We start from the raw sequence: 4758 nt of genomic DNA, 5'->3' as shown, positions 1-4758 counted from the left end.
ACAAGCGAGTAACCAACAGTTATCTTTAACTAAATTGGGCGGAATTTGAATAGTAATATCTGGCGGTAAAATCTCACGCGCTTTCGCAATTACTTCTGGTAATTCATGGGGATCAAAAGGTGGTGCATCAAAAGTTTGCTGATGTCCAGGACTATGAGGTTGCAGAATCACTTCTTGAATGTGATGATAACGTTGATGCAAGTTAGAAATAGCTTCTAAAGTTTCCCACCAATCATTTACAGTTTCTCCAATTCCCAAGAGTAACCCAGTTGTAAAAGGAATCTGCAACTCTCCCGCCCATTGCAATTGTTGTAAACGAACTTCTGGTAATTTACTCGGTGCGTGTCGATGTACACTATTTAACAATGTTGGCGTTAACTGTTCCAACATCAGCCCCATCGAAACATTCACACGTTTCAGCTTTTGCATTTCCTCAAAACTCAGGGGCCCTGCATTGCTATGCGGTAAAAACCCCATTGAAAGTGCTAATTCACACAAATCATAAATCCGCCCAAACCACGCCTGACGCCTTGGCGAATGGGGATGCACTTCACCACTGAGGATAAGGATTTCACAGACTTTTTCGCTTTGAAGCGATTTTAAAATACTTTCTGCATCTGAAATACTCATCCAGGAACTTTTACCCGGTTCACTGCGAAAGTTGCAGTAACTACAGCGATTAAAGCACTCGTAAGTAGGAACGATTGTATAAGCAGGGCTGTAGGTGACAAGACGAGAATTATTAATTGGCATAAGCAGGATAATCTATTAGTTAAAAGAACATCTTGCTAAAACTATATAGATTAGTGTGTGGGTGTTGCTGCCATTTGCCATGATATTAGAGAAACAATAACTATTTTGCTTTGTAAATTTCTGGTAACTGCCACCAACAAACATTGGGATGTTCGTGATGTTCTTCGTGGTAGCCGAAATGATAACAACTGATAAATGACCACCAAATAGGACGGCTAATTGTTTGGGCACAATGAGGCTGTATGTAACCTCCCATTGGTTCACTATGAGGTAAAAAAGTCCCAAAATAGAATAATTGTAATGAACTCAAAAGCGAGGGTATCACCCAAAAGTAAGTTAGATTATCGCTTGGGATATGGAGTATGCGTTCAGCAAAGTTATAAATACTACTCAACGCAATTATTTGTCCCCAACTCCAGTAACCTTTCATAAAATGAAAATACCAAGCAAAGAAATTTTGGTGTTTACCATTATGAAAATCTGGGTCTATTTTGCTTGCTGGATTATGGTGATGCAACCAATGTTTTTTCAGTAGTTTTTGATATGGTAAAAGACCATAAAGAGATAATGTTAATGTCCCAATAAAATGATTAATCTTGGGGTTCTGGGGAAATACTACCCCATGCATGGCATCATGAGATGTAATAAATAATCCTGTATATAAAAATGTCTGCCAAAGTATAACAGGCGATAACATCCAAAATTTCAGCTTGGAGATGTCAAGTGAAAGTAATATACTCAGGCTAATAACCCATACGCTAACAATGACAATAGGAATGAAAAGCGCTTTAAACTGAGATTTACTTTTCACTACTGGAGTCAGTTTTGTTTGATGACTGGGTGGTTGTTCTAACTGGATCACGCTTTTACTCCGCCTAGCATTCAGGTGAAAATTTCAAAAATAAAATATAGTCATCACAAAAACAACTAACCGATAAAATCTGTTAGTGGTCAATTTTTTGCACTGGACAATGCCACTTCTGGAAAATATATAGAAATATTAAGATACTTTAACTAGTATTACACAAGCAACTGCTATTCTAAAAACTGTTTTCAGTTAAAAGGTTGGGTGATATGAGTGGGGACACTGTTGAACCTGGTATTTACAATAACCAGCGTCTTATCTTTGATCCTTTGTAAACAGTCTGTAACAAAGACAGTCAATATTAACGGGGAGTATAGAAAATGAGTGCGGGTACATACTGCACTAGGCTGTAGCCGTTCCCAAGGTAGGTAAACTAGAAAACCAACCATACCTAAGCGATCGCTCCAAAATTCAGTCTGAGGTGTCAGCACAAGTTCAGCAGCATTGCAATTTTTGCCATTGTATGCATTTTCATTTTTATCACTAAGATAAACCGTCATTATTAAGTTAATTTAAGAAATTCATTACATTATTCATATTACTTAACTTAGCAATTTGACGCTATCTGTCTTTAGTTTCAAAGTAGAAGCAACTCTAAAGAATGAGATTTTAAGGAGTTTAGCAAAGATTTATCTAACAAAAGTTCAATAATAGCTTTTACTAGTACAATACGGCCGAAATAAACATACTATTTCAAATGGCGCAAAAGCTTGGAATACAATTATGCGTGACTTTTGAGAGCCAGTTGTTACCCTGCGGGAACGCTAATTCCCCATAGGGGTACAAGTCGGCACCGCCCAACGCACTAGCTCCTTTTGGCTTCCGCCTTGCGGTACTACCTATAAAGCAGAGGTATTTGTACATTTTGCTATTGCGACTCACATTCTCGTTTCGTTACATAGTGGCGATAGCGAAACATAGCTTCTAGTTGCACTTGCACTAACCAACCACTGACAAATTCAACTGTTCCTCCACCAGGCATAGAGAAGGAAATAGCATCAGTCAGCCTAGTTTTGCCAGCTTCCGGTTCAAATTCATGTCGATGTACCCAAGATTCAAAAGGGCCAGATATCTGTTCGTCGGTAAACAGGCGATATTTTTCACATTCAGTATGACGCGCTAACCAGGTTAAGGGTAATGGGCCGAGAAACAGGCGAAATTCTGTGATAGCGCCCACGTTCAGCCCCCCTTCACGACGAACCATTTGGACTGGCTGCCAAGGTGGATTCAGCAGTTGCAAAATATCTGCCCTTTCGTGAAATTTCCAAACTACTTCTGGTGGGACATTAATTACTGAGGAATGTTTAAAGTGCAGCATGGAAAGAAAAACCTAAAATTCAACTTTCGGATTCTGTATCAATTTCGATATCTAAGGTATCTTCATCAACCCGTACATACAAAATATTTGGGTTACAGCAAACTTGACAATCTTCAACGTAAGATTGCTGTCCTCCAGCGCTCAAATCAATAAAAGTTAAGTTCGGTTCGCCGCAATAGGCGCAGTAATACTCGGCTGTGTTTTGCATCAAGTTTTGGGACTGGGTATTGGGGACTGGGTACTGGGAACTGGGTATTGGGTATTAACTAACTTTAATTCCTAGTCCCTAGTCCCTAGTCCCTAGCCCCCAGTGCTGGCTGTAGTTCCTTGGGGGATGGGTTGATATAACTCTGAGCTTCAGCCAAATGCTTTAGTAGTGTAGACTGTGGCAGAGGCCCTTGCAAGTGGCTCCAAGGTAATACTTGTTCTGTTGACCATTCGGCGTGGACGTAAAAATCTAAATCGGGGATTTGTCCTTTGAGTTGTTTGAAAGCACGTTTGTAGCTACCCAAAGAGTCGCCAAAGTCACGAGTCAGTTGGAGGAGTTGGGAGACTCTGCGATCGCCTCTCGATAACAAAGCTTGTATAATCGACCAATTATAGCTTTCTGGTCGAAATTCTATCCCCTGTGGTTTTAGCTGTTTTTGCAAAAACTGCAACCGCTTTTCGGCTTGGCGATTCACCCCAAACCATTGAAACGGTGTGTGTGCTTTGGGTACAAAGGTGCTGCATCCGTATGTTAACCGCAATCCCGGCGCAGCTTTTTTGATATTACGCATCATCACCACGGTTTCTTCTAAATCTTCTACTTCTTCACCAGGAATTCCTGCCATTCCGTAGAGTTTCAAGCTTTTTAATCCGCCAGCTTTGGCATTTACCGCCGCTTGAATAATTTCGTCGTTATGCAGCTTTTTGTTGACGATTTGGCGGATTTTCTCAGAACCACTCTCTACTGCAATAGTAAGCGATCGCGTGTCTCGTTTCGTCAATGTTTCTGCTAACTGCACTGTTACGGTATTGGTTCGCACTGAAGCAATACTGAGACGGACATCATCATACTTTGGCTGACTAATATAATCTAGCAAAGTCTCAAATTCTGGATGCTGAGTTACAGAAGCCCCCAGTAATCCTAACCGATTTGTGACTTCTAAACCTCGTTCAATGGCTGGAATTAATGAACTTTCAAGACTGGCTGTTCTAAAAGGCAGTGTGAGATAACTCGCCAAACAAAAGCGGCACATTTCTGGACAACTTCTCACCACTTCCACCATGTAAATATTTTCCCAGGCGGCCTTTTCAGTGACTACAGTTGATGCCGATAGCGTGTTTCCTCTGTAAGTTTGCTTTTGTACCACTGCGGGAACTTCGGGAGAAATTGGTTTAATTGACTTTACTGCACCATCTATGCCGTGATATTCCACCTCATACAAACTGGGGACATAAATTCCTGGGATTTGTGCAAGTCTTTTTAGTTGAGTTTGTCTAGAAGCATTTCTCACTTCTTTGTACCCCTCAATGAAATTTCCCAAGAGGTTTTCGCCATCCCCTAGTAAAATTACATCAAAAAAAGCTGCAAAAGGTTCAGGATTCGCTGTGAGAACCGGCCCACCACCAAAAATTATCGGATGAGAATCATTACGGGAAGTTGCCAGAATGGGAATTTCTAAAGATTCCAGTAGATTTAAAATATTCACATAATCCAGTTCCCAGGAAATCGAAAATCCCATAATTTCCGGGGTTCTAGGGAGTTGTTCGTGAATATCTGTAAACAGGCGACTCACCTGCACATCATCACGCATTGCTAAGGTTGCCCAAACTACCT

At 40.7% G+C, this 4758-nt stretch carries 6 protein-coding genes; all 6 read right to left on the bottom strand.

What is annotated here, in order from left to right; translation table 11 throughout:
• A partial coding sequence (gene cofG, locus VE944_RS22615; RefSeq protein ID WP_324982205.1) for a 7,8-didemethyl-8-hydroxy-5-deazariboflavin synthase subunit CofG occupies positions 1-753 on the bottom strand: 753 nt, incomplete at its 3' end.
• A 100-nt stretch (positions 754-853) separates the two neighbouring features.
• Positions 854-1615 (bottom strand): beta-carotene ketolase CrtW, encoded by a 762-nt coding sequence (gene crtW / locus VE944_RS22610; RefSeq protein ID WP_324982203.1) that lies wholly within the window; start codon positions 1613-1615, stop codon positions 854-856.
• A gap of 191 nt (positions 1616-1806) precedes the next feature.
• Positions 1807-2118, bottom strand: coding sequence for a hypothetical protein (locus VE944_RS22605; RefSeq protein ID WP_324982200.1), 312 nt, complete (start codon positions 2116-2118; stop codon positions 1807-1809).
• Between the two features lie 368 nt (positions 2119-2486).
• Positions 2487-2936, bottom strand: coding sequence for an SRPBCC family protein (locus VE944_RS22600; RefSeq protein WP_324982197.1), 450 nt, complete (start codon positions 2934-2936; stop codon positions 2487-2489).
• A gap of 19 nt (positions 2937-2955) precedes the next feature.
• Positions 2956-3144 (bottom strand): CPXCG motif-containing cysteine-rich protein, encoded by a 189-nt coding sequence (locus VE944_RS22595; protein ID WP_012411100.1) that lies wholly within the window; start codon positions 3142-3144, stop codon positions 2956-2958.
• 85 nt (positions 3145-3229) lie between these two features.
• Positions 3230-4758: B12-binding domain-containing radical SAM protein (locus tag VE944_RS22590; RefSeq protein ID WP_324982187.1), on the bottom strand; the 1529-nt coding region annotated here is incomplete at its 5' end.

Source organism: Nostoc sp., from assembly GCF_035638895.1.
Lineage (GTDB): Bacteria > Cyanobacteriota > Cyanobacteriia > Cyanobacteriales > Nostocaceae > Nostoc.
This window is presented reverse-complemented; position numbering and strand designations above follow the sequence as displayed.